The 24,778-nt window shown below is 53.4% G+C and carries 19 protein-coding genes; 3 read left to right on the forward strand and 16 right to left on the reverse strand.

The genetic code is table 11. The annotated features are described in order from the left end of the window. Nucleotide 1: 1 nt before the first annotated feature. The 13 genes from wcaK to wbaP all read right to left on the reverse strand — a co-directional run bounded on the left by wcaK (nucleotide 2) and on the right by wbaP (nucleotide 15,561). On the reverse strand, nucleotides 2-1,264 hold the full coding sequence (gene wcaK / locus E0E17_RS00280) for a colanic acid biosynthesis pyruvyl transferase WcaK (RefSeq protein ID WP_130830745.1): 1,263 nt from the start codon (nucleotides 1,262-1,264) through the stop codon (nucleotides 2-4). Nucleotides 1,265-1,429: 165 nt separating this feature from the next. Then, on the reverse strand, nucleotides 1,430-3,646 hold the full coding sequence (locus tag E0E17_RS00285; protein ID WP_130830746.1) for a phage tailspike protein: 2,217 nt from the start codon (nucleotides 3,644-3,646) through the stop codon (nucleotides 1,430-1,432). 95 nt (nucleotides 3,647-3,741) lie between these two features. Continuing rightward, entirely contained in the window at nucleotides 3,742-4,776 is a 1,035-nt protein-coding gene (locus E0E17_RS00290; protein WP_130830747.1) for a glycosyltransferase family 4 protein, read from the reverse strand. Nucleotides 4,777-4,825: 49 nt separating this feature from the next. Continuing rightward, nucleotides 4,826-5,578, reverse strand: coding sequence for a glycosyltransferase family 2 protein (locus E0E17_RS00295; protein ID WP_130830748.1), 753 nt, complete (start codon nucleotides 5,576-5,578; stop codon nucleotides 4,826-4,828). Between the two features lie 83 nt (nucleotides 5,579-5,661). Further along, a complete protein-coding gene (locus E0E17_RS00300; RefSeq protein ID WP_130830749.1) occupies nucleotides 5,662-6,579 on the reverse strand; it encodes a glycosyltransferase family 2 protein in 918 nt (305 codons plus the stop codon). Further along, entirely contained in the window at nucleotides 6,539-7,561 is a 1,023-nt protein-coding gene (locus tag E0E17_RS00305; RefSeq protein ID WP_337587003.1) for an acyltransferase family protein, read from the reverse strand. Before E0E17_RS00305 ends, E0E17_RS00300 begins: the two co-directional genes overlap by 41 nt. 31 nt (nucleotides 7,562-7,592) lie before the next feature. Then, nucleotides 7,593-7,838, reverse strand: a complete 246-nt coding sequence (locus E0E17_RS20365) for a hypothetical protein (protein ID WP_237680744.1) — start codon at nucleotides 7,836-7,838, stop codon at nucleotides 7,593-7,595. 24 nt (nucleotides 7,839-7,862) lie between these two features. Continuing rightward, nucleotides 7,863-8,606: an SGNH/GDSL hydrolase family protein gene (locus E0E17_RS00310; protein WP_237680745.1), complete on the reverse strand. Its 744-nt coding sequence runs from the start codon at nucleotides 8,604-8,606 to the stop codon at nucleotides 7,863-7,865. 15 nt (nucleotides 8,607-8,621) lie between these two features. After that, nucleotides 8,622-9,758, reverse strand: a complete 1,137-nt coding sequence (locus E0E17_RS00315; protein WP_130830750.1) for an EpsG family protein — start codon at nucleotides 9,756-9,758, stop codon at nucleotides 8,622-8,624. Between the two features lie 302 nt (nucleotides 9,759-10,060). After that, nucleotides 10,061-12,238: a tyrosine-protein kinase Wzc gene (gene wzc, locus E0E17_RS00320; protein WP_130830751.1), complete on the reverse strand. Its 2,178-nt coding sequence runs from the start codon at nucleotides 12,236-12,238 to the stop codon at nucleotides 10,061-10,063. A gap of 12 nt (nucleotides 12,239-12,250) precedes the next feature. Beyond that, nucleotides 12,251-12,685, reverse strand: a complete 435-nt coding sequence (locus E0E17_RS00325; RefSeq protein WP_130830752.1) for an arsenate reductase/protein-tyrosine-phosphatase family protein — start codon at nucleotides 12,683-12,685, stop codon at nucleotides 12,251-12,253. Between the two features lie 15 nt (nucleotides 12,686-12,700). Then, nucleotides 12,701-13,834: a polysaccharide export protein gene (locus tag E0E17_RS00330; protein ID WP_130830753.1), complete on the reverse strand. Its 1,134-nt coding sequence runs from the start codon at nucleotides 13,832-13,834 to the stop codon at nucleotides 12,701-12,703. Between the two features lie 293 nt (nucleotides 13,835-14,127). Further along, a complete protein-coding gene (wbaP, locus tag E0E17_RS00335) occupies nucleotides 14,128-15,561 on the reverse strand; it encodes an undecaprenyl-phosphate galactose phosphotransferase WbaP (RefSeq protein ID WP_130830754.1) in 1,434 nt (477 codons plus the stop codon). 791 nt (nucleotides 15,562-16,352) lie between these two features. Here wbaP and E0E17_RS00340 point away from each other — a divergent pair. Next, nucleotides 16,353-17,918, forward strand: a complete 1,566-nt coding sequence (locus E0E17_RS00340; protein ID WP_130830755.1) for a TerC family protein — start codon at nucleotides 16,353-16,355, stop codon at nucleotides 17,916-17,918. Nucleotides 17,919-17,963: 45 nt separating this feature from the next. Here the strand turns inward: E0E17_RS00340 and asmA are convergent, their stop codons facing one another. The 3 genes from asmA to udk all read right to left on the reverse strand — a co-directional run bounded on the left by asmA (nucleotide 17,964) and on the right by udk (nucleotide 21,109). Beyond that, nucleotides 17,964-19,784 carry an outer membrane assembly protein AsmA gene (gene asmA / locus E0E17_RS00345; RefSeq protein WP_130830756.1) on the reverse strand — a complete coding sequence of 607 codons (1,821 nt, stop codon included), beginning with the start codon at nucleotides 19,782-19,784 and terminating at the stop codon, nucleotides 17,964-17,966. A gap of 18 nt (nucleotides 19,785-19,802) precedes the next feature. Next, a complete protein-coding gene (gene dcd / locus E0E17_RS00350; protein WP_130830757.1) occupies nucleotides 19,803-20,384 on the reverse strand; it encodes a dCTP deaminase in 582 nt (193 codons plus the stop codon). Between the two features lie 83 nt (nucleotides 20,385-20,467). Further along, the gene (udk, locus tag E0E17_RS00355; protein WP_130830758.1) at nucleotides 20,468-21,109 is read right to left on the reverse strand and encodes a uridine kinase; all 642 of its coding nucleotides are present in this window, start codon (nucleotides 21,107-21,109) and stop codon (nucleotides 20,468-20,470) included. 256 nt (nucleotides 21,110-21,365) lie between these two features. On the opposite strand from udk, the gene E0E17_RS00360 reads away from it, so the two are divergent. Together E0E17_RS00360 and E0E17_RS00365 are read left to right on the forward strand one after the other, a co-directional pair. Next, the gene (locus tag E0E17_RS00360; protein WP_130830759.1) at nucleotides 21,366-21,986 is read left to right on the forward strand and encodes a phosphatase PAP2 family protein; all 621 of its coding nucleotides are present in this window, start codon (nucleotides 21,366-21,368) and stop codon (nucleotides 21,984-21,986) included. Between the two features lie 152 nt (nucleotides 21,987-22,138). After that, the gene (locus E0E17_RS00365) at nucleotides 22,139-24,715 is read left to right on the forward strand and encodes a diguanylate cyclase (RefSeq protein WP_130830760.1); all 2,577 of its coding nucleotides are present in this window, start codon (nucleotides 22,139-22,141) and stop codon (nucleotides 24,713-24,715) included. Nucleotides 24,716-24,778 lie beyond the last annotated feature (63 nt).

Raw genomic sequence — 24,778 nt, forward strand, 5'->3', positions numbered from 1 at the left:
ATCACCCTAATACTTTGAGAATATCTTCAGTGATCTTATTACCGACGTCCCTTTCCTTCTCCACGGCCTCGTTAACCTGCCGCCTGATGTTGTCATAGTCTGCGAGAATAGTCTGGACTTTGCCGATCAGCGAGCCATCCATCAGGCTTTTCACATCAGTGGCCATTTGCGGCAGACCCAGCTGGTTCATCACGCCCAGCGACTTGTGCTCATAGTTAATGGCAACAGCAGGCGTACCAAAGTTCATAGAAATGATGGCAGAGTGCAGACGCGTGCCAATCGTCAGATGACAATCGCTTAACAGGATGCCCAGTTCAAGGTCATTGAACTCGTCCATAATGACGTGATAGTGCTCAGGCTGATCCACATGATCCATCAGCGTCAGGGCCACCATCCGGTCATCTTTGGCATAGCTGTCGATACCGGTACAGGTAGAGAAAGCCACCACCTGATACCCTTCGGCGATCATCGCATTGATAACGCGTCCAAAAGCCGCCTCATATTCCCGCTGCGTCACCCCAAGGCGTTTATCGAAGGGTGCCAGTTCGCGCACGGTAATCGCGATGGTTTTGCGCTGCCCGATGATCTTTTGCCAGTGCTGCAGATTATGCCCCGGGTTTTCTATCTCACGGGCCCGTACCAGAAAGGCGGTATCGGCACCTGATTTCACCTTGCTGGTGGTAATGCCATCTTTCTTCATCAAATCATGGCTGACCGCTTCGCGTAATACCAGGCTATCAACCCGGGAAAACACAAAGTTCGCCAGTTCGTTAAAACGTGCATTCTGGAACGGACCGACGCTGTGACCAATCATATGCAGCGGTTTCTTTGCCAGCAGCGCACAGAGCGCATGTTCAAACTGAGTAACGCCATACAGATCGACAAAAAACGAGCCACCGACCTGAATAATGGCATCATACTTTTCCAGACTTTTCGTAAACTGCTGCAGGTGTGGCGGAACCGCAAAACTTTTCCAGATACCACCTTTGCCCAGATGCGCCATCATGATTTTTGGCATCAGGCGATTGGCGACTTTGCGTTTCAGGGTGCCCACCAGGCCCTTCGCCGATTTGCGGTTGTGCAAATAGAGCGTGTCCTGTTTGATATCCTGCTGAAGTAAATAACCTGAGCTGGTTGGATAACGGCTGATAACATCAATGTCCAAATCACTGCGCGCTAACTTGAGTGAGTCAATCAACCCCCGGAGAATCGCGCCATCCCCGCGGTTCCCGCACGTATGGTTACCCACTAATAAAATCTTCATAAAGACTCCAAAAAATTTTTTGTAATTTTACAGGCCAACATTTCCCGACCTGGCAAAGTGAACTCTGATTGCAAATCGATCAAAGGGTCTTACGGCCCAAAAAGGCTATCCGTTCCGTTTCAAGCCGCGTCCCTGTTTGCGGCAGATAAGGCGCAATAAACTCAGTCAGGATTTCAGAGCAAACCAGGGAATGGCGCACGGCTGACCATTAATCACCACCGAAACGAACCCCTGTGGCTGGCTGGTATCGACCTCGTCCGCAGTGAGCTTGCGCGAGGCCAGCAGCAGATCGCCCTGTTCATTGCCGCCAACCCCCGCTTTGCCGTTATGCAGGCTGAAGCGCTGCGGCGCACGGTGGGTGTTGTCGCCAGCGGGCGGATTGCCCGGCTGCATCTTGCTGTCAAAGCGCGCGCAGCGGCCGGTCGCGAAGCGATCTTTTGCCGTGGTTTTCATCAGCACCACGGCGGAAGGCATCCAGCCTGCCAGTTTGACAAACAGGCGGGCATCAGTGTCATGCTCTGTCACGTAGCGCACATCCACAATCGGGCTGGAGCCCTCTGCCGACCAGCTCGCTTCCGCCTGGCCCGTTTTACGCTGTACATGGATCACGGCGCGCCCGCCGGTCGCTTTGCCCTTGATAACATCCATCAGCGGCTGATTGTCGCTGCCATTGCTGAAACTTGCCTGACCAAAAATCTCTACTTCCCAGGAATCGCCGACTTCCGGCGAGTAGAGTCTGCCCAGTTCATACCAGATCTCCTGATTGGTATTGTTGACGATGCGGAAACGGGAAGTGATGTAGTTATATTTCAGGCTACCGTCGGTCGCGATGCCGTAAGATTCCACGCGCGTTGAACCCTGCTCCCAGGCGCTGAGCAGCATTTCCCCCTGACGCGAGTTATCAATCCAGCTGCCCGACTGCAGGTTGGTCTGGCGCATATTCAGGCGCGAGTTATGGGCAATCAGCGGGTTTTTACAATCTTCCAGGCTCAGGGCGTCAATAATCCACTGACCGTTTGAGAGATCGCCCGGATTCTCGGTATGTTCAATCCAGCCGTTATGAATAATCGACTGACCGCAACGCGGCAGATTCAGCACCATACCGCCGCTGCAGTACTGGGCATTAAAGTTGGAAAGCTCAATCGCGGTGCTATGGTCCCACTTACCTTTCGGCGAGTTGGACCAGCCGGAGCGGATAACGTCACCAGTACAGCGTGAGGCGTACCACTGGTCGATTTTACAGTCCAGGGTATCCTGCAGACTGATGGCCGTGCCGCCAACCCGTGTAAAACGCAGACAGGCGCCGCGGAAAAACTGGCCGCCCACGCAGGTGTTGTGAAACAGGCCCTGACGATTGGGCTTTTTATCCACCCGGCCATTAAAGATCAGGTTAGAGATCTCTACCCAGCGGGCGTTAATCTGGAACAGGAACGGCGAGCGGCCATCAGAAACCAGCGTGGTGGCCGGAAAATAGCCAAAGTTCACCATCGCGCCGGAAATGCGGAAGAAGCGACGCTCCTCATCGCCAAAATCGCATTCCGACACAAAGAAGGTGCCCGCCGGAAACTGTACGCAAATCTGCTGATTCGTCTCCTGCGACCAGCGATACATCGCCTTGATGGCGGGCGCGCTGTCTGTTTTGCCGTCGGCAATGGCACCAAAATCAAACAGCGTCAGACGGTTATAGTCATCGACCACGCGCCGCCAGTGAAATCCGTCGCCGCTGAAAATCACGCCGCCATCATCCTGTTGCGTGCTGAAGCTGCCGATAAACTCGCCGCCGCCCACTTCCAGCCCTTCATGCCAGCTTTTCAGCTTGATCTTGGCGCCTTCAAACAGCGGACGGGTTTGACGCAGCTCTTCCACCGACGGCGTTTCGCCTATCAGCTGATAGCCGCCAGGCTGTGCCAGGCGCTGGTTAAAATCGCTGCTGTTGGGACGGGTCACATCGGGAATATAGAAAAGCTGCTTGCCGTGGTTGTCATACACCGCCATTGAGTGTGCCGGATCGGCGATCAAGGCCGCATTATCATGAATAAAGCGCGCAAAGCTGCCTTTATTCAGCGCAACCGGCTGTTCAATCTGCGACACCTTGCCTGCTGCGTCGCGCAGAAAGAGTGGAATCTGGTTGCCCGCTTTAGTGGGATCACTGCCCGCTTTGCCAATCCATAGTTTGCCTTCAAAGTTCTGCCAGAATTTGGGCGGCATGGCGTAGATATTTTCTGGCGTCAGCACAGGCACGTTGCCTGTTGGCACCGCCGACGGGGAGACTTTCTTCAGTGAAGGTTCGTCGCTTTTTGCGGCGAAGCTGGAAAAGGTGCTCACGGACAGGGCGGCAACAATGGAGGAGGCTGCCGTTTGCAAGACTTCTCTTCTTTTCATGCATCAATTCCCGTAGTCAACAGGCCGTGTGTGGGCCAAAAATAAATTCCCTGAGGCAGATCACCGCTGGCGGGCGTCCTGTTTTTTATCTGGTCTTAAACCAGGGCCAGCCAGCTCTGCTTAATTTGCTTACCGTCAAACTTCAGGGCGGTATCTTCGGTTTTCTCGCTCATGGCGTAAAACAACCGGTCGTCGCTTGCCAGTTGATCCATACGGGCAAGGAAAGTGGCTTTGTCGTTCATCGGCACCAGAAAACCATCTTGTTCATGGTTGATAATTTCCTGTGGGCCGGTCGGGCAATCATAAGCGACCACCGGCAGCGACCAGGATTTTGCTTCCAGCAGTACCAGCGGCAAGCCTTCATAGCGCGACGTCATCAGCGCCATATCGCTTTCCCGGTAATAGTCATTAATGTTGCTTACCCGGCCAGCAAAATTCACGCTGTCACGGATGCCCAGCGTCTGCGCCTGTTCCTCCAGCGCCTGACGTAGCTCGCCGTCACCGGCAATCACCAGCGTCCAGTCGGCATGGGCTTTCACAAAATCGCGCCAGATATCGAGCAACAAATCGAACCCTTTCTGATAGTCAAGGCGCCCCACCGCCAGCGCCTGACGGCTGCGGCTGTGACGTTTAAAGGCTTTGTACACCACCGGGTTGGGGATTTGCTGGCTGGGGATGCGCCACCGGCTGAAGACCTGATGATCTTTATCGGTCAGGACAATCACCCGGTCGTAATAGCGCAGCAGCAGATACTTGAGGAATTTAATGGGTTTACTGAAGGAGTTGATAGCGATATGTTCGCAGGCATAGGCTTTGCCGTGCTTCTTTTTCATGGAGAGCAGGCTCCAGAAGGCGTACATCACGCTCAGGCGGCCCATGCTGATCAGGAAAACGGCATCGAAATCCTCCGCATGGACGCGGTTAACAATACTTTTAATCGGGTTGCGGTGTCCGGCGAAGCTAACAATCTCTTTAACCTGCGTAAAGGGATAAAAGGTTTTTCCACTTCCCTCCAGGGAATAGATGGTGACATCGTGCTCTTCACCGAGACATTCCGACATAAAATTACAGATGTTCTCGGTACCCGCGTAAGAGTATGCATCCTTAATCACCAGGACTATTTTTTTCATGAACAGCTATCCACCTCAAAAAGAAAAAATCCTACGGGGAAAAACGCGTTTATCGATGTTTCAGGGTAAACAGCACGCCATTCACCATATACCAGCCGTAATAGTAATATATTTTTAAAGGATTGTTTTTATAGATAATTCTTAATAATTCAAGATGCCATTTCGCTGCTTTGTTTTTGTTGCGTGACAGCGAATCGCCCAGTTCATAGTAATTGACCAGGGTTTTTTGAATGACGCGGGCCTGTTTGTAGAGAGTGAACAGTTCATAAAGAAACAGAAAATCTTCATGGCCTTTGCGCTGGAAAAAGAGCCCCTGCGGCGGACGGCGAAAACAGACCGAGGAAAAACAGACGCGGTACTGCTTTTTCACAAAGTTTTCCTGCTGCAGCCAGGGCCGGTGATAAGTAATGTCGTGATCGGCGTTTTTGGTTTTGTAGTGATAATGGGTAATGACAAAATTATCACCGGCGGCAATCGCCGCGACCTGTTCAGCCAGTTTGTCCGGATGCCACTGATCGTCACTGTCCAGGAACGCAATAATCTCTTCCTTCGCGGCGCGTAATCCGACATTGCGGGTTTCTGCCGCACCAAGGTTCACTTCATTTTCCAGCAGTGTAATGCGCGCATCGTTAAAATGTTCACGCACCAGCGCAAAAGAGTCGTCAGTGGATTTGTCATTGATCAGGTAGATGTGCCAGTCGGGGTAGCTTTGATCAATGACCGATTGTAAGGCACGCAAAATCGTCTGGCGCGCGTTATACACAGGAATAATAATTCCAACGGTTCCAACATGATTATTCATCTTTATACCTGAACGGGAGAATTAAACAGAGAACATGCCCACTGAAAAGGAGCAAAAAAGAATCGTGTAGCGTCTGGAAAGTTTCAGGACCAGGCTTTTTTAGCGCTGAAGCGCGCTCTCACTTTATCTTTCAAGCGGTTAATAAAGTAAGCCTGGTTATCTTTATTGGTCAGAAGAAAATAGCGGGCAAAACTCACGCCGGCGAGCAGGTTTTTTCCATCCATTTTATACCTGAGCGGCAGCTTAAAGGCTTTGTAGGTATAAATATCGCGCGCCGTTAAATGCGGCTTCATGGTATCCAGCCAGAACATCGAATATTTTACCGATTCACCTTTATGTCTGGAGCCAAATTTGGTGATTAAATGGTAGTTCGCCAGCGGCTGGGCAATCATCACAAACTCATAGCCCATGCGGTCAGCACGAATGCAGAAATCGTAATCCTGATGACGTACATAGCGCGTGTCGAACTGGATGGCCAGCGCATCTTCACGCTTCAGCACAATTGTACTGGTTTGAATAAAGCCGTAACAACCAAACAGATATTCGGCGACCGTCTCATTTTTCCCCGGCGGCTGCATCGGCATCACCTTGAGAAAACTGCCATCCTCATAAATATTGACCTGGCTATAGAGTACAAAGCGCTGTTTGCCAGCCGCTTCCAGCTGGTGGATTTTTTCACTGGCCAGCTGCAGTTTATCAGCTCGCCATTCATCATCCGCATCCAGGAAACTGATGTAATCTCCTGTTGCCAGTTCAATGCCTTTATTGCGCGCGCCTGCGCCATTCAGCTTTACCTCAGAGAGCACCAGGGTAATATCCAGCTCCTGATAGCGCTCGCTGTTAACGACCTTCTCCAGTTCCGCAGCATCTGCAGATTTATCATCAACGATGATCACCTCAAAATTGCGGTAAGTCTGGGCTTTCACGCAATCCAGCGTGGTGACGATCGATTCCGATGCGTTATACGCCGGGATCACGATGGAGAAACGGATATCCTTCATTGCCAGCACCTCTAAAAACAGCTGTTCCAGATTTGATAAAGGTTATGCGGACATGGAGAATCATCCCGATGTCCTGAATGGTGGGTGTTGCGTTAATCGCGACATCTTTCCTGGTACTTTTCCCGATAAAGGGTTTTTCAATCATCAGATAAGTAAATTTGGCTACGTAAAAGGAGCCCACAAAAAACAGGGGCGCCAGCAGCGTATAAAAGAAAAATGAATGCTGAATCACCGGGGCCGGGATCTGTTTAATGAAGTAAAGTACGATGCCGTGCATCAGGTAAAGGCTGTAACTAACCTCACCAATGGCAACCACCGTTTTGTTGTTCAGCAAACCGAACAGCGCATTGCCGCTGCTGACGACAAAAAACATCAGCGCCAGACAGCCCAGGAAGATGACGTAGAAATAAGTATTGCTGGTAAAGCACAGCGCAAAACATGCCAGCAGAAGCGAAAGCCCGGCCGCCGGTTTTGAGCTTTTGTAACGCACAAACCAGGCGCGATATTTATAAGCCAGATAGCCCATGGCGAACCCTAAAACCGGACGCGGATCGGCACAGGCGCTGCCATAAATACGAATCGCCACCGCCAGGATAAAGATCAGGCAGATGGAGGCCAGAATAATGGCGGTAAGATATTTTCCTTTCGTGGCCCGGTTAACCAGATAGATTAACGGAATAAAAAGGTAAAGCAGCCATTCGATGCGCAGCGTCCATTCCACCCCGGCATTGATAAAGGAGGTGTTCAGGTCGCCCACATGATAACTGCCCATAAACAGCATCCACCCAATAAAATCTTTGCCTGCGGCCAGCGTGGGCGACAGGCTACCGGCGGCAAGACCAATGCTAAGAACAATAAAACCCGGGAACCAGAACACAGGCACAATACGTCTGACGCGCGAGACGATCAGTTTTTTGGTTAACTGAGCCGGCGACAGCGTACTGTTATCAAGCCAGCGGTAAAACAGAAAGGCGGAAATCATAAAAAACAGCAGTACGCCAAACTTTCCTGAGTTAACAAAAAAATCCCCCCTCGGAAAACCAGGCAAAGTCATCCTTGTTATAGATCCAGGGATGGTCGAACGAATAGATGTATTGTGCGAAGTGTGAAAAGGCGACGAGGGCAGCCAGCAGACAGCGCAACCCCGTGATACTTTTTATGCTTTTGTCATTTTCATGATAAATGCCCTGGTGGAAGGATAAGGCACGTAAAATAAGAATGGCGAGCGTAAAAGCAACAACCATAATAGCAATATACATGTACCCCCCCACGAATAAAAAGATTCAGAAAAGGGAATTAATTTGTGTGTATAAAAAAGCGCCAGCAAAATTTTTAGTAATAACGTTAAAGGTTTCTTGCGCTTTGTCTTTATAGAGCGTTTCAGAAGGATGAATACAATCTGGTGACATTTGCTTCTGCCATCCTTTCATCGCTTTGATTCTGGCATATTGCTTAACAACCGGGACGTTTTGCTCCTTAGCCACCTGATTCAGTTGATAAACGTAGGGGTAAACATTCCATCTCTCTGCCCTGCCACAAAGGGGATTGGGTTCCTGCAGCACCACTCGCTTATTATGCTGCTTCGCCACTTTCACCAGCTCCGTGATGATCCTTTTATACTCTTGCGGGCTTTCCTGATGCACATGTTTATCTTTGAAATAGTAGTGCAGCGCGTCGTTGATGGCGTAGTTAATCAGAATAATATCGGCATTTGAGGCCGCCATTCGCTGCGCCCAGCTGCCTGCACTGCCCTGTTGCTTCTTTTTGCCATACAGCAGCTCGGCGGCCTGCGCGCCCGGGACGCCGTAATTTTTTAACTGCACCCCGGGACCATATTGTGCCTGCAGCAGGGTCAGCAGGTGGGTCATTTCATTGTCTCTGGCGATAATATTTTTACCGCCAGAGGAGATGACGCCGGCGGTGGTCGAATCGCCATAAGCCGCAATGGTGAAAATTGTCTGATTGTGCGCCGCAAGGGCGCTCAGCGGCATAACCCCTATCATCATGGCCGTAAACGCGTTTTTCACTTCGCCCGACCTCAGTCAGGGAAACAGCCTGAATGACGTTGCCACTTCATAACCCACCACGGCCTGTTTCAGCGAAATGGTGTTGTAGTAGAGATAATAAGCGACAAAAAAGGCGAACATGGCAAACATCGCCGGTTTCAAAATCGGTTTAGACTGGCCGATGAGCATGGTGAGGATGACCGGTTCCACCTGCAGCATGTAGTTCGACAGCCTTGCGCCTGAGGGGTAGTTATAAAAGAAGATCCTGACGGCGCCGCCGATGGCAAAGGTCAGTATCAGCAGATAATTCAGCCGGTAGAGATCGTAGGATTTCTGTTTGATTTCATCGCTGAGCATGAAATAACAGAACATAAACACCAGCATCACGTTTTTCAGGTTGGAGACGGAAAAAATAGAGCCGTCCGTACTGTAGGAGCTGTCACTACTGTAACCCGCGGCCCTCTCCCCCAGGGTTCCCAGATGAGAGGAGATTAATAACACAAAGTTATTACCGCCAAATTTGGAGAGCGGGATACTGAACAGAATGATCAACGCCGGAATATAGCGCGATTCACGAATGTACAAAAAGGGCAGCAGGGAGACCGCGATCACGGCGGTGTTATGGCTCCAGAACGATACCACCAGAAAGCCAAACGCCAGCCAGTAACGTTTCAGCCAGACAAAATAGAGCACGCCCAGAAACAGCGCAGAACTCAGGCCAAAACGGATCTGGTTCATATCTTTATTGATATAGATATGTGCGGAATAGAGCGCCAGCGCCAGCACCGGATACGGCGACATCTTTTTAAAGAAGACGGCGTTGATGGAAACAGAAATAATGGCAAAGACGAAAATAAAGACATCGGAGTTGTGCGAGATAACGCTGGTAATGGTGGCCATGAGGAAAATAACCGGCTCATAGCGGAAGAAGCTTACCGCCCCCCAGAAACCATTAACCTGTATGCGTGCTAAAAACTCCTGATAGAAGCTACGGTACTGATAATCATCCATACCCGTGCCTAATCCCCTGATGCCGCCAAACACAATCAGCGTCAGCACGGCAATCATAAAGATAAAGGTCAGGAGATTCGTTGTTCTGTCATCTTTTTTAACGAGGACTTCAACAAGAGAAATTAACAGGATAAATCCTGATATGTACCAGTATGGAGTCATGAACTGATTCCTTAATCCTACAATTTGTCATGCATGCATTTGCCAGCGCATCAGTCCTGGCCGCAAAAGCGGGGCCGACTGGTGATCTCTTTTTTACTTTTCTGTTCTTTGCCCGCCTCTGTCCGTCAGCGCGTGACAGGGCAAGCTGCTTCAGAACAGGGGCTGGTCAGATAACAGGATTTTTCCGCTATGGCATGGCAATGATCTAAACAGAACTGCATAGACAAAGCGTTGCGTGTAGTAGTGAAAAGCGTTCCATAAAAAGAGGCGGATAAAACCGCCTCTTTTTTTAACCTGAGCTATCAGCTCTTCGCATCTTTGGTGTAGCTGTAGTCGTAATAGTCGTAGCCATAACCATAGGCATTTGCCGCTTTACGTACCACGGCGTTCAGAATGACGCCTTTAATCTCAATGCCGTTCTGGGCAAAACGCTTGAAGCTGACATCCACTTCTTTCGTGGTGTTGGTTTCAAAGCGCGCCACCAGCAGCGAGGTTCCCGCCAGCTTACCGATAATGGACGCGTCGGTAACGGCCAGAATCGGCGGCGTATCGATCAGTACCAGGTCGTAGTTTTTGCTCGCCCACTCCAGCAATTCACCCATACGACGATGCATCAGCAGCTCGGAAGGGTTCGGCGGCACCTGGCCACGCGGCAGGAAGTCAAATCCCCAGACGCCGTGCTGAACGATGGTGGGTTTGAATTCCGTTTTACCCGACAGAATATTGGAGAGACCGATTTTGTTATCAGCGCCCAGCAGTTCATGGGTATAACCACGACGCATATCGCCATCGATAAACAACACCTTCTGCCCCGCTTTCGCTACCAGTGTCGCCAGGTTAGAACAGATAAAGGTTTTACCGATACCCGGGCTGGCGCCAGTAATCATCAGGATGTTGTTTTTCGCTTCCATCATGGCGAAGTGCAGGCTGGTACGCAGGCTACGAATCGCTTCGATGGAGAGGTCGGTGGGGTTGCCCAGCGCCAGCAGCGTATCATGCGGGTCGCTTTTCACTTTATTGCCGCGACGGGTCAGCGCTTCGGTATCTTTCTTACGCTGCCAGTCAGAGAGTGGCACGCTGGCATAGACATTCATGCCCAGCTCTTCCAGCTGCTCCGGGTTTTCAATACCGCGGTGCAGCAGCGCTTTCAGCAGTACCAGCCCCACAGAGACCAGCAGACCAAACACCAGGCTCGCCAGCACCACCAGCGTTCTTTTCGGTGCAACAGGCGCGTTCGCGGTTTCTGCCCGGTCGATGATACGAACATCGCCTACGGTGCTCGCTTTACTGATCCCCAGCTCCTGCTGACGGTTCAGCAGCTGCATATAGATTTCCTGACCCGACTGCACATCACGGGTTAAACGCAGGATCTCCTGCTGCGTCTGCGGCATCTGAGAGATTTTCTTGTTCAGCTGCGCCTGCTCCCCTTCCAGCGTTTTGCGTTTTTCCAGCAGCGCGCGGTAGGTCGGGTGATCTTTGGTGAACAACTGCTGTACTTCAGCTTCACGGAAGGTCAGCTCATTCAGCTGGCTCTGTACGCTGACGGCGGAGTCGAGCGCGGATTTGGCTTCCAGCGACATATCCACCGACTCGTTCTGACGACGAAAAGTGTTCAGCTTATCTTCTGCTTCATCCAGCCTGGCGCGTACTGCGGGCAGCTGTGAACGCAGGAAGTCGAGGCTCTTCTGTGCCTGCTCTGATTTGCGCTCCACGTTTTGCAGCAGATAGTTATTTACAATCTGGTTAAGCACTTTGCTGATCTGAGCCGGATCTTCACCCTGATAGTTCAGGCCAAGCACGCCGGTGTCTTTACCTTTATCCGCAACGGTCAGGTTAGAGAGCACCATTCTGATCGCCTGCAGTTCGTTCAGCTTGGTGACGGTAAAGCTGATCCCCTCATCGGCATTAATACCGCTGACCAGCAGTGAGACATCACCGTGCTGCTCCAGCTGGCCGACGCGGCCCTGGAACAGCTCTTCACCCTCTTTTTTCACGGTATAGGTCTGGGGGCCGTTCACCTCCAGTTCGATTTCACGCTTATCCCAGCTACGCGGGATGTCGAGACGTGAAATCGCAATTTCCGCCGGCTTGTTGCCCATCAGGCGCGCCAGTCCCTTACCGATGAGCGGAAAGTAGTTCTGCTCAACCACAGTGTCGAGGCCCAGATCGCTAACGGTTTTTCCAATTACCATGCGCGACTGGAGGATTTCGACTTCGGTGGCAGAAGCGGGGGTCGAGGGCACCACTTCCTGCAGGTTATTCAGCACCGCGCTGCTGTTTTTCTGCTCTACCTGTACCAGCGCATCAGAACTGTAAATGGGCGTAGCAAACAGTGTGTAGAGTGTACCGACCAGCATAAAAAAGGCGGTAACAGCAACAATAATCCAGCGGTGATCAATAAGTTGTCCCACAAGATGCGCCAGATCCCATCCATTAGAATCCTCTTTTGGCGCGGTCATAACCTTGTTTTTTATATTCATGGATAATCCCAACTATCGGCTTAATACGTTGACCCATTTCTGGGTAGCGTTGTCCAGTAATTCGTACACACCCTCAAAAGCCTCGCGGCTTTTTCTGTACGGATCCGCTATTTCCTGTTGGTTGAGCCAGTGCCCGAGCAACATGGTTTTGCCACGTGCAGCAGGATCAATGCGGTTCACCTGCTCAACATGCTTTTTCTCCATTACCAGTATCAGATCGTATTCACGGCACATCCGCGCCGTTAACTGCTGTGCCTGATGACCCTCCAGCGAGAGGCCATGCTGTGCAGCCACCTCACTGGCCATTGGATCGGCAGGATAGCCGCTGAGTGCGCTCAGCCCTGCCGAGGCAAATTGCTTTTCAGGTAGCGCGCGTTTGAAGAGGCGCTCCCCGGTGGGGGAGCGACAAATATTGCCAACGCAGACGACTAACACAGAATTGATCATTTCAGGCCTTGCTCATTAATACGTTCTGATACGGTTGATGCTCGAAGTCACATCGTCGATACCGGCAATGGTCGGCAGCAACTGAGAAATTACACGGTTCCAGCGGGTAAGCGGTGTCGAGGTGACATAGACGATGTCATAGGGTTCCAGTTGGAATTCCGTACCCATCACCATGGCCGCCGCATCTTTGGTGTTCAACTGATAGATGTTGGCCATTTTGGTGCGGTTAGCCCCACGGATTGGACGGATAACAAAGACGCCGGTCGCATCGGAAGTAGTCTGCTCAATCCCCTGTGCATTGCCCAGCGCTTCCGCCAGCGTCATGCCGCTGCGATCCATTTTCAGGGTGGTTTGCTGTCTGACTTCACCCATCACAAAGATCTTCAGGTCGTCATTACGCGGCACATAGAGAATATCGCCGGGATAGAGCAGGCTGTTCTGGCTGAGATCGCCATTTTGCATCAGCGCCTGCAGCGAGATGCGACGTTCCTGACCGTTATGCGTCAGGATCACGTTGCGCCAGTCCGCATCGGCGGCAAGACCGCCCGCGGCGTTGATCGCATCCAGAATAGTAAGCGGTACGTTGGTGATCGGCTGCTGACCCGACGTGGTCACCGCGCCGGTCACATAAGCTTTCTGCGAGCGGAACGACGCGATGCTGACGTCCACCTGCGGGCTTTCAATGTACTGCGCCAGGCGGCGGGCGATTTCACTACGGATTTCCGTCACGGTACGGCCAACGACACGCACTTTGCCGATGTAAGGATAAAAAATGTTGCCGTCAGCGTGCACCCAGTTACCGGTGTCGCTGGCGCTACGATACTGACCTGCAGGCGTGGTCAGCTCCGGATGGTCCCAGACGGTGACGTTAATCACATCGCCCACGCCGACCCGGTATTCATAATTCTGGATTTCCTGCTGCAGTAGCGGGTTCGTCTGCGCCACAACCGGTTTAGGCCGCATCGATTCAACCAGACGCGGCGTCAGAGGGAAAACATTGACATATTTATCAATGTCGAAATTACTGTCTTGCTGTTCAATAACATCTTTTCCGCTTGTGGAAAGATGACTACCTGGTTCGATAGTACATCCCGAGAGAAAAGTGGCGGATACCAACAAAGGTATCAATTTAATTTTCATTGTAATCATCTTGGAATCATCGCTATCAGTTATTGATTGATAGAGGCGAGAACGCCGCTGTGTAAGCGTCTTACAAAAATAGAAGGTCTGTTCAGGCACTGAAACTGTGGTGCATTATCATTCGCTCCCTATCGTTTTATGTCGACGCCGTAAAGGCCGCACAACATGAATAAAAATACATTATTGGTCAGAAAATAATGTTTTTTGCGTCCCCGATAATGGCAGTTATCAGTTTAAAGACACGCCCAACACCGGCAATTACTCTCCGGGAGAAGCCTGTTCCTCTCCCGGTTGACTGGCTGTCAATAAGCGCCATCGCGTTTAAGTACGACACCCACCGTCTTAAACAAAATGGCGATATCATTCCATAGCGACCAGTTTTTTACATACCAGGAATCAAAATAGACGCGGGTTTCATAATCAACATCATTACGCCCGCTGACCTGCCACAATCCCGTCATGCCTGGCTTTGCCATCAGGTAATAATCGACATCACCGGCATAACGACAGAGTTCATCTTCAATAACCGGACGCGGTCCCACCAGGCTCATTTCACCACGCACAACATTCCATAATTGTGGCAGCTCATCCAGACTGGTTTTACGGATAAAGTGACCGACTTTGGTAATACGGGGATCGTTCTTCAGTTTGAAATCTTTATCCCATTCGGCACGCGCGGCGGGATCGGTACGTAATACCTCTTCCAGCACCTCCTGGGAATTAATCACCATGGAGCGGAACTTAAGACATTTAAATTTACGTCCGTTCATCCCGACACGCTCATGACCATAAATCGGCGGACCACCATCACGACCCACCATAAAGCCAAGCACCAGCAGTGCAGGCAGCAGCAGAATAATAATCGCCAGCGCGCCAACCAGATCGAAAGTGCGTTTCAGAATACGTGAGGTACGTTTTGCCAGATTATTATTTACACGCAGGATCATCACTTCATGACTGAAGATATACGCCATATCGGTGCCGTAAAGCGGTACGCCACGCAACGTCGGGATGACCGATACCGAACGGCAATTATGCATTGCCAGACGCTTCAGCCAGTTATCCTGATGCTGGCTCTGTTCGAACTCAACGGCGACGATAAACTGCGTCTCGCTACTGATCATGCGCCACAGCGCTTCTTCATCGCGCAGCACCGGCACGTCAAACAGGGTCTCCTGCGGGCAGCTGCCATCGACATCAAAGAAGGCGACAACGTCAAATCCCATCACCTCATCGCTCTGCAGCGCCTGCCAGGCTTCACGGGCATTTTTATTGCTGCCGATAATAATCGTCTGTTTTTTCCATAAACCGTAATGGTTCAGCACGCGCTTTGATAACGCACGACCCACAGGAATCAAAATCAGCGCCAGCACCCAGGTTAATAACCAGACGAAACGCGACATTTGCCATTGTGATAAAGCCGCGATTGATAAATCGATAATGGAGAAAATCAGAATGGTGCGACAAATCTCTTTCAGTTCAAACCAGAAGGGTTTGCGATAGGTGAAATGACGTAACCTGACCCAAAACCAGCCGACACAAATTACGGAAAGACAGATGTGTGTAACAACCTTTAAATTAAAATCTTTTTCAGAAATACCTGCCAGCGGCGATTCCGGCAACATATTAATAATTATTAACGCAATAAATAACGCAGCATTAAAAAGGATTAAATCTGAGCAAGCCAACAGCAATTTGGTAATGAGACTTTTAAATGAAAAATTGGGATCGCGCATATTCAGCTCTTTATTTTATTTTCCTTAAACCAGTTACACCCTATTGTCTGTGCAATAAACGAGCGATAATGGAACTCTGGTGTAAATCTCACGTGATGAGATAACGTCCGGCGCTTATGCCAGTCCTCTTTAAACTTAAGCAAGAAAACTGTGATAAATACCAACAGATTACTCTGACTTATGCGAGGGAGAAGTTGCTCTATTAATCAGCGGAGAAATCATTTCAGGCACGCTACCGCCCTTGGCTGTCGCTGCCAATACCGCTGTCATCATCCTGTTTTCCCGTCTGCTCTCCCGGTAAAAGGCGCATGAATCGGGGCGCAAACCTGAACAGGTTCACAATTCACAACATTAAATACTGAATCAGCGCGCTAATAACTACGCCAGCGCAGACTTTTACTGACACGTTGCTATACTAGTTATTACTGGCTTGTTTACAAGTAGGCCCCGCTATCCCTGCACTACTTTAGGAAAAAGACTACCAGTGATAAGTATTGAGCTTGTGAACTGGCCGCTTTTTTTCTGGTTAAAATTCAGATTTCTTCCATATAAATTATCAGATAAATTTGCTGGCACTAATGTACGCCTGCTCTCCCCAGAGACTAATGCGCAGTTAGAATAAATGATTTAGCCTTTAACTCCCGCGAGATATTTCCCCGCTGCGCTATATTCAGATAAATCCCCTGCCCTGCCCGCTACGCCGTTAATTCTTTCAGGCCTTTATTTGTGCCGCCAGATACGCTCCACTATCCTGACGCTATGCGTTTTTCTGACATTAAGGTGATTCACAGATGATTGAATGGATGCTGGATCCCTCGATCTGGGCCGGGTTGATCACGCTTATTCTGCTGGAACTGGTGCTGGGTATTGATAATCTGGTCTTTATTGCGATTCTGGTGGAAAAACTGCCGGATAAAGATCGGGATCGGGCTCGCATCATTGGCCTGCTGCTGGCGCTGGCTTCACGCCTGGTGCTGCTTGCATCGCTCTCCTGGCTGGTCACCCTCACGCAACCGCTGGTCACGCTGTGGAATCACCCCTTCAGCGCGCGCGATCTGATTCTGTTTCTGGGGGGCTTGTTCCTGTTATTTAAAGCGACTACCGAATTGAACAGTCGCCTTGAAGGATCGGATGAAGAGCAGAACCAACAAAAAGGCGGCGCTAAATTCTGGGCGGTGGTCGCGCAAATCGTGGTTCTGGACGCGATTTTTTCGCTGGATGCGGTCATTACCGCGGTAGGGATGGTGAACGAGTTGCCGGTGATGATGACGGCGGTGACCATTGCGATTCTGCTGATGCTGCTGGCGAGCAAGCCGCTGACGCGCTTCGTTAACAGCCACCCGACGATAGTGATCCTCTGCCTGAGTTTTTTACTGATGATCGGCTTTAGCCTGATTGCTGAAGGGCTTGGTTTCGCCATTCCCAAAGGCTACCTCTATGCGGCCATCGGTTTCTCGGTACTCATTGAAGCCTTTAATCAGCTGGCGCAATTTAATCGCCGACGCTTTCTCTCTGCCGACCGCCCGCTGCGTCAGCGTACCGCTGAGGCAGTGTTGCGCCTGTTGCGCGGTGAGGCGGAAGAAGCGGAACTCGATGCGCGCACCGCCTCACTGGTGGCTGATAACCAGCAAGGGGCCATTTTCAACCGCCAGGAGCGGCGGATGATTGCTCGCGTACTGGGGTTAGGTCAGCGCCATATCAGTACCATCATGACCTCGCGCCACGATGTGGAACATATTGACCTGAGCGATCCGCCCGACGTCATTATGGCGCAGCTCGATCGCAACCAGCATACGCGGCTGTTGATTACTGAACAGGGTGCGGAGCCGCTGGGCGTGGTGCACGTTATCGACCTGCTCCACCAGTCGCTGCATAACAACTCCCTCGACCTGCGGACGCTGATCCGCCAGCCGCTGGTATTTCCGGAACGCCTGACGCTATTACAGGCGCTGGAGCAGTTTCGCCAGGCGCGTACCCACTTTGCCTTTGTGGTGGATGAATTCGGTTCCGTGGAAGGGGTGGTGACCCTGAGCGATGTGATGGAAACTATCGCCGGCGATTTGCCTGTCGAAGGGGAAGAGATCGATGCCCGTCATGATATTCAGCAGGTCAGCCCCAACCGCTGGATTGCCAGTGGTCAGATGGCGCTGGAAGATGTTGCGGGCTGGGTCGACTTACCGCTGGATGTGCAGCGCGATTACCATACGCTGGCCGGTCTGCTGATGGATCGCCTGCAACATGTGCCGCAGGCGGGTGAAGAGCTGCGTCTCGGTGATTATCTGCTGCGCACCCTGCAGGTGGAGAACCATCGCGTACAGAAAGTGGAAATTATCCGCCTGGAGCACGATCACGCCTGAGTATGCCAGCGGGGCAGCCCACCGGCGGCATGGCACGCGACGCGATCAGGGACGCTGGCTTTTTTTCAGCGCATCCGTGCCATCACTCTGCGGCTGGCGTTCAATCCACTCATTGAGACGCGATTTCGCTTCATCCTGCAGCTTCTGCCGCAACACCTGATCCACTGGCAGGGTGTACTGTACATCATCCCAGCTGCCATACATGCGCAACGGGATGGCCTGCTGTGACAGCGCGGCCACCAGCTTATCATCGCCCTGCCAGCCGTTCAGCGTAATCCCCAGAGTCACATCAAGCTGCCGCTCCGGCAGATTCACCTGACCGCCGCCCTGCAGCGCCATATGGTTGCTGCTGCCCTGCAACTGCCTGAAGGTCAGCAGACCGCGGTGGATTTCCGCCTGACCGGAGAGCTGTTGCAGGCTCTCCTCTGCAGGCGCGTCGCTGGTAACCCGACTGCTGGCGCGCTCTACGGCGCGACGTACCATCTGTTGCAGATTTAATGCGCTCAGCCGGGCGTTTTGCAGCTGTATCTCTGCCCTGCCCTGCCACTGACGTTTCGCTGCATCGAGGCTCAGCTCATCACCAGCCAGTTCTCCCGCCAGGCTGATCTCGCCCTGCAGCGTCTGCGGCAGCGCCAGCGCCCTGAGCAACGGTTGCAGGGCGATCTGATTCAGCTGGGGTTGCAGCGTCACGTGCGCAACCGGTCGACGCAGATCCACCGCCCCCGGCAGAGAAAAGTGGCCTGCACCGAGCTTGCCCTGCAGAGTTGTCAGCGTCAGCAGGCCTTGCTGATTGCTGGCCGCCAGCTGTACATCGGTCATTTCCAGTCCACGCCAGCGGGTCTGATCGGCACGCAGGGTTAAGGCGAGATCGATAGCGTTGAGCGGGGAGTCTTCACTGTGGCGTTCCCGCGGCGTGGCGATCACCGGGGCTCGGGTCACGGTTGCCCGCTGCTCTCCCGTTTCCGCAGGCAGCGTATCGCCGAGCAGATTATCCAGATTGAGTTCAGAGACGTGCAAATTGAGCGCATAGCGTTGCGGCGCGTTCAGGCTGCCTTCCGCGCTGCCCTGCAGCGCGCTGTCATTGGCGCTCAGCTGCAGCTGCGGCACACGGAAACGCCCGTTATTGCCGTTCCATTCCCCTTTCAGGCTCAGGTTGCCCTTAATGCCCTGCGGCGGCAGATCGGCCCCTGCCAGGGTATATTCCAGACTTTCAATCTCGCCGCTCAGCTGATGCGGGTAGTTCGCTGCCGCCAGCTGGCCTTTCAGCGCCAGATCGAGCGTGCGCTGGTTACGCGAGACGCGCGAGCTGAGCTCAATGCGCGCCTGCTTGTGACTGTCCTGCTCCATGCTGAGATTGAGGTCGCGGACATTGATCTCATTACCGCCGGGCTGCTGCCAGATCAGCAGGCTGTCGACGACCTGCAACTCGCCAATATCAAAGGTCCAGCCGTTGTCCGAGGGGGCGGGCTGCGCATCCTGCGGTCCGACCGGGGCATTCTGCGGTTTGCGCGCTTCACTGTCGGGCGTCAGGCGGATCACCGCGTTTTTTAGCATCACCTGACTGACGCTCAGCTGATGGGACAGCAGAGGCAGCAGATGTACGTCAAGGCGCATATTCTCCGCCGTCACCACTGGCGCCGGCGCGCCGGGGGCGGTGAGGCTCATCCGCCCGGCCAGAATGCTCAGGGTGGGCCAGACGTGCCAGCGTAAATCGCCGCTGACGTCAAGACGATAACCACTGCGTTGTTCCACCTGTTTAATCATATAGGCGCGAAAGTCGTTGGGATTCACCAGCAGTACCAGTGTGGTCATTCCCGCTACGACCACCACAAACAGGATGGCCAGCGTGGTTATCACTCTTCTCATTCAGTCCTCAGTATCCGTTCAATCTTTATCAATACGACTGGCGACAGCACCCTGCTGTCCACGGTATTTGGCATCTTCCCGTCGGTTATAGGGACGCGCCGCCGGGCCGGAGAGCGGTTCAAAGCTCAGCGCCCCGATCAGCATGCCCGGACGCAACGCCAGCGGCAGCTTGCCGGAATTGTAAAATTCCAGCACGATGCGCCCCTGCCAGCCGGGATCGATGCGGTGTGCGGTCACATGCACCATCAGGCCGAGACGCGCCAGCGAAGAGCGGCCATCCAGCCAGCCCACCAGGTCGTCCGGCAGCGTGACCGATTCCAGCGTCACCGCCAGCGCCAGTTCTCCCGGATGGAGGAAAAAGGCTTCGCCTTCCGGCAGCTCTATTTCATCGCTCATGACCCGATCGAGGGCGGCGCTGACCTCCTGCTTCGGGCCGCTCAGGTCGATAAAGGCGGCGGTATGGCCGCTGAATGTACGAAACTGGTTGCCCAGACGCACATCGACCGTGGCGCCGTTGATGCGTTCCACCGGCGGGCGCGGCGTTATCGCCAGTTTGCCGCTGTCCAGCCAGGCCTCAATATCGCGGTCGCATAATCTCATCGCCGTTACTCCATAACAGTAGTGTAGCCAGGGCTGCAGCAAGAGATGACAACTGCAGCGCGTCACGTCCTGACGGACGCCGGTTATTCAAAGAACTGATTGATTTTCGCTTTGAGGATATCAATCGCGATACGGTTTTTCCCGCCGCGCGGCACAATGATATCGGCATACTGCTTGGATGGCTCGATGAACTGCAGAAACATGGGGCGCACAGTTTTCTGATACTGGCTCATCACCGAATCCATCGAGCGGCCACGCTCGTTGACGTCACGCTTCATACGGCGCATCAGGCAGATATCCAGCGGGGTATCGACGAAGATAGAAAAGTTCAGTTCCTGGCGCAGACGCGCGTCGGTCAGCAGCAGAATGCCTTCCAGGATAATCACTTTTTTCGGCTTCAGGTGCACCGTTTCCCGGGTGCGGGTATGTTCCACGTAGCTGTAGACCGGCAGATCGATATCCTGCCCCGCCTTCAGCGCCTGCAGATGTTGAAACAGCAGATCGTGATCCATGGCGCTGGGGTGGTCATAGTTGGTTTTTACCCTCTCTTCCATGGTGAGATGACTCTGGTCTTTGTAATAGCAATCTTCGGGGATCACCCCGATATGCTCGTCACCAACCTGCTCGCGGATCTCACGATAGAGCGTGCTGGCAATTAAACTTTTTCCGGATGCGGATGCGCCTGCGATGCCCACGATCACGCATTGATGAGACTTGTCACTCATACTTTTTTACGACCTGATAACTGGAGCCTGCCTCTGCATGGTTTATCACCGTAGCGAAGACGGGCCGAAATGAGAGGGTGATTTGGCTGCGATTATAGGGATTTCGCCGTTTTGATGCCAGAAAAATGCGGCCAGCGGCTTTTCAGAATTTCCCCTTTGGCACCCTTCACTAACCCCGATAAACTATCACGGAAGCAAAAAGCGTGCTGAAACGCGACGCTCTGACCCGGCGTAAGCCCGAAAAACAAGGAAAAGTATGACCTGGAAGAGCTTAACCTATTTTGGCGACAGCATGTTGCTGATCCCGACGGCTGTGATTATCGCGCTGATTTTACCGTGGAAAAGCGATAATCAGCGTACGGTCTGGTACTGGCTGGTGGCCTTTGGCGTCGCCGGCCTGCTGGTCAGCCTGTCAAAAATTCTGTTTCTCGGATTTGGCATTGGCAGCGCGCGCTTTAATTTTACCGGTTTCAGCGGCCACAGCGCCATGTCCGCCACCCTCTGGCCGGTCATGCTCTGGCTGCTGTCGGGGCGCTGGCCCGCCTTCTGGCGCACTGCGGCGATTGGATTCGGCTATCTGATTCCGCTGCTGGTGGGCTACTCGCGGCTGGTGATCCATGCCCATTCAAAAAGCGAGGTAGCGTCCGGCCTGCTGCTGGGCTTTACCCTGAGCACCCTGTTCCTGATTTCTCAGCGCCGCACAGCGTTAAAAGGCTTCAGCTGGCCGCAGGTGGGCGCCGCGCTACTGGTGCCGCTGCTGTTAATCGGTCATGGCCGTATCGCCACTACCCAGCAGTTTCTTGCCCGCTTCTCCGCCGATCTGGCCGGACTGGAAAAACCTTATACGCGCGCTGACCTCTACCGTCTGCAGCAATAACCGGCTGCCGGTCACGGGGCCGCGCGCGGCGGCCGCTTGTAGCCCGCTGAATTGACTGCATCTTCCGCTGCCGGATGTGCTAGCATGCGTGAAAATAACTCACTGGCGCATATTTCGCCGCTGCGAATCGCTGCGCACTGTCGGATCCGCGCATGTCCTTTGACCTTTTTTCTCCGCCAGCGGCAACCCCGCAGCGCTGGCTGACGGCCCTGCTGACAGGAGCCCTCTGCTTCCTGCTCACGCTGTTTTGCCTGCAGCCGATGCTGGTCAGCGGCTCAATCTCCCCGCTGTGGTTTTCCACTACGTTGATGACCATGGTGGTGTTTCGTTGCCCCTCGCGCCGGGTACCACTGACGTTGCTGTGCTGCCTGCTGGCGACAGCGCTGGCGAATGCCCTGACCTTTGGCCCGGCGTGGGCGAACCTGCACTTTGCGCTGATAAATCTGGTGCAGGCGGTGATCGGCGGCATCCTGCTGCGTGCGCTGCTCCATCGTCGCGCGCCGCTCTCCTCTCTGCTGAGATGGAGCCGTTTTGTGCTGGCGGCGGGCATCATCGCCCCGCTGCTGGGCGGCGCCCTCGCCGCCTGGAGCATCGCGCCCGGTGAACAGCATTGTCCACATTTCTTTTACAGCTGGGTTATCTCAGAGATGATCGGCATGCTGACGCTGGGGCCGGTGCTGCTGCTCTGGCCAGCGCTCAGCCTGCGCCGCGTCACCCCCTGGCTGTTTGAAACCCTGGTCACGCTGCTGATCACACTTGCGGCCAGCTACCTCTCGCTGCGCTTTATGCCCTGGCCCTTTACCTTCATTATTGTCATTCTGTTCTGGTGCGCGGTACGTCTGCCGAAGTTTGAAGCCTTTCTGCTGTTTTTCGCCAACGCCACGCTGATCTCTCTGCTGCTGACGCTGAATTTATTCACCATCACGGTCAACAGCAGCGCTCTGGTGCAGTTTTCGCCCTGGCTCCCTTTCCTGCTGGTGCTGATCCCCAGCCATATGATGGCGCTGGTCATGGACGCCTTTCGCCAGGAGAAAAATCATATCAGCGAGAGCGAAACCCGCTTCCGTCATGCGATGGAATATACCGCTATCGGTATGGCACTGTTATCGCCCCAGGGGCGCTGGCTGCAGGTTAATGAATCCCTCTGCAACACCCTGGGCTATCCCGGCGATGAACTGAAAAAGCTTAGCTTTCAGTCCCTCACCCACCCTGACGATCTGGATAATGATCTCCGGATGCTGGACAAACTGCTGAGTGGAGCCGCCGCCTCGTATAACCTGGAAAAACGCTATCTGCGTAAAGATGGCGGGATTGTCTGGACCCGGCTGACCGTCTCCCTGGTGCGCGATGCGCAACAGCAACCGCTCTATTTTATTGCCCAGATTGTGGATATCTCGGCGCTGAAACAGAGCGAGCAAATCAATCAGCGGCTGATGGAGCGCATTACCCTGGCCAACGAGGCGGGCGGCATCGGCGTCTGGGAGTGGAATCTGGTGACCGGCGAGATGAACTGGGATAAACGCATCTATGAGCTGTATGAGGTGAGGGCCGATGAGATCCCCGGCTATGACCTCTGGCTGCGGCGTCTGAATGCCCAGGAGCGTGAATACGCCGACCGCGCCGTGCAACAGGCCATTGCGCAGCGCAGCGCCTTTCAGCTGGAGTTCCGCATCAATTTGCCGCAGGGCACACGCTATATCCGTACCCAGGCGAACGGTATTCCCGGCCCTGACGGTGAGATTGAACGTATGCTCGGCATCTGTCAGGACGTCACCCCGCTGCGCGCGCTGAACGAAGCACTGTTTCAGGAGAAGGAGCGCATGCTGATTACCCTCGACTCCATCGGCGAAGCGGTGATCAGTACGGACGATAAAATGCAGGTCACCTTTCTCAACCCGGTGGCGGAAAAGATGAGCGGCTGGACCCAGGCCGAGGCGGCGGGTTGTTCTCTGCACCATATTCTGCGCATTACGCAAGGGGCGCAGGGCGCGCAGATTGAATGCGCGCGCCTCAGCCAACTGCCCATGGCGAAAATCACCCCCGACCCTGATCAGGATCTGGTCCTGCACAGCCGCAACGGTGAACAGTTTGATATCTATTACAGTATCGCGCCGCTGAGAACGCAGGATGGCGAGAGTATAGGCGCGGTGATGGTGATTCAGGATGTCAGCGAGTCGCGTAAACTGCTGAAGAACCTGAGCTACAGCGCCTCCCACGATACGCTGACGCGTTTACCCAATCGCGCCAGCTTCGAACAGCATCTGCTGCGCCTGTTGCAGGACGCCGCCGACTCGCATCACCAGCATGTGCTGGTGTTTATCGACCTCGACAAGTTCAAACTGGTGAACGATAGCGCCGGACACGCCGCCGGTGATACGCTGTTACGTGAGCTTGCTGAGCTGATGTTACGCTCGCTGCGGGGCAGCGACTTTCTGGCGCGCCTTGGCGGCGATGAGTTTGGCTTGCTGTTGCCTCACTGCCAGACGGACCAGGCGAGTGAAACGGTGCAACACATTGTCAATGCCGTGGAACAGCACGTTTTTCTGTGGGGAGCCGAACGCTATCAGGTCGGCGCCAGCGCGGGCCTGACACAGATTGACGCCCGCAACTGCCAGCAGGGCGTGGTGCTCTCGCAGGCGGATATCGCCTGCTACCACGCCAAACACAGCGGACGCGGCCAGTATGTGATTTTCGAACCGCGTCAGCTGCAGCGCGGCCAGACCGGTTAAGGGCCGCGACGCAAAAAAGTAACTGTTTGCCTGACGCCTCAGGCTGCGCTAAAGTCGCCCCCT

Source organism: [Erwinia] mediterraneensis, from assembly GCF_900604315.1.
In the GTDB taxonomy this organism is placed as follows: Bacteria; Pseudomonadota; Gammaproteobacteria; order Enterobacterales; family Enterobacteriaceae; genus Pantoea; species Pantoea mediterraneensis_A.

Excerpts from the sequence above, each read along its gene's own strand:
- wcaK (WP_130830745.1), bottom strand. The coding sequence starts at position 1,264 with ATGAAGATTTTATTAGTGGGTAACCATACGTGCGGGAACCGCGGGGAT.
- E0E17_RS00285 (WP_130830746.1), bottom strand. The coding sequence starts at position 3,646 with ATGAAAAGAAGAGAAGTCTTGCAAACGGCAGCCTCCTCCATTGTTGCC.
- E0E17_RS00290 (WP_130830747.1), bottom strand. The coding sequence starts at position 4,776 with ATGAAAAAAATAGTCCTGGTGATTAAGGATGCATACTCTTACGCGGGT.
- E0E17_RS00295 (WP_130830748.1), bottom strand. The coding sequence starts at position 5,578 with ATGAATAATCATGTTGGAACCGTTGGAATTATTATTCCTGTGTATAAC.
- E0E17_RS00300 (WP_130830749.1), bottom strand. The coding sequence starts at position 6,579 with ATGAAGGATATCCGTTTCTCCATCGTGATCCCGGCGTATAACGCATCG.
- E0E17_RS00305 (WP_337587003.1), bottom strand. The coding sequence starts at position 7,561 with ATGATTTCCGCCTTTCTGTTTTACCGCTGGCTTGATAACAGTACGCTG.
- E0E17_RS20365 (WP_237680744.1), bottom strand. The coding sequence starts at position 7,838 with ATGTATATTGCTATTATGGTTGTTGCTTTTACGCTCGCCATTCTTATT.
- E0E17_RS00315 (WP_130830750.1), bottom strand. The coding sequence starts at position 9,758 with ATGACTCCATACTGGTACATATCAGGATTTATCCTGTTAATTTCTCTT.
- wzc (WP_130830751.1), bottom strand. The coding sequence starts at position 12,238 with ATGAATATAAAAAACAAGGTTATGACCGCGCCAAAAGAGGATTCTAAT.
- E0E17_RS00325 (WP_130830752.1), bottom strand. The coding sequence starts at position 12,685 with ATGATCAATTCTGTGTTAGTCGTCTGCGTTGGCAATATTTGTCGCTCC.
- E0E17_RS00330 (WP_130830753.1), bottom strand. The coding sequence starts at position 13,834 with ATGATTACAATGAAAATTAAATTGATACCTTTGTTGGTATCCGCCACT.
- wbaP (WP_130830754.1), bottom strand. The coding sequence starts at position 15,561 with ATGCGCGATCCCAATTTTTCATTTAAAAGTCTCATTACCAAATTGCTG.
- E0E17_RS00340 (WP_130830755.1), top strand. The coding sequence starts at position 16,353 with ATGATTGAATGGATGCTGGATCCCTCGATCTGGGCCGGGTTGATCACG.
- asmA (WP_130830756.1), bottom strand. The coding sequence starts at position 19,784 with ATGAGAAGAGTGATAACCACGCTGGCCATCCTGTTTGTGGTGGTCGTA.
- dcd (WP_130830757.1), bottom strand. The coding sequence starts at position 20,384 with ATGAGATTATGCGACCGCGATATTGAGGCCTGGCTGGACAGCGGCAAA.
- udk (WP_130830758.1), bottom strand. The coding sequence starts at position 21,109 with ATGAGTGACAAGTCTCATCAATGCGTGATCGTGGGCATCGCAGGCGCA.
- E0E17_RS00360 (WP_130830759.1), top strand. The coding sequence starts at position 21,366 with ATGACCTGGAAGAGCTTAACCTATTTTGGCGACAGCATGTTGCTGATC.
- E0E17_RS00365 (WP_130830760.1), top strand. The coding sequence starts at position 22,139 with ATGTCCTTTGACCTTTTTTCTCCGCCAGCGGCAACCCCGCAGCGCTGG.